This is a genomic window from Limosilactobacillus reuteri subsp. simiae, from assembly GCF_020784875.1.
Lineage (GTDB): Bacteria > Bacillota > Bacilli > Lactobacillales > Lactobacillaceae > Limosilactobacillus > Limosilactobacillus reuteri_H.
In genome coordinates this window covers 1-237 of record NZ_JAJGUI010000034.1, presented here as the reverse complement: position 1 = coordinate 237, position 237 = coordinate 1, and the positions used below count along the sequence as shown (strand labels likewise).

At 51.9% G+C, this 237-nt stretch carries 1 protein-coding gene; it reads right to left on the bottom strand.

The genetic code is table 11. The annotated features are described in order from the left end of the window. A partial coding sequence (locus tag LMC10_RS01290; protein ID WP_411377826.1) for a hypothetical protein occupies window positions 1-237 on the bottom strand: 237 nt, incomplete at both ends.

Below are 237 nucleotides of genomic sequence, written 5' to 3'. Positions count from 1 at the left end.
GCGAATCAACTTCAGCATCAGTAAGTGCGAGTGAAAGCACATCTGCCTCCGTAAGTGCAAGTGAATCAACTTCCGCCTCAGTAAGTGCGAGTGAAAGCACATCCGCCTCAGTAAGCGCCAGTGAATCAACATCCGCCTCAGTGAGTGCCAGTGAATCAACATCCGCTTCAGTAAGCGCCAGCGAAAGCACCTCGGCTTCGGTAAGTGCAAGTGAATCAACATCCGCTTCTGTGAGCG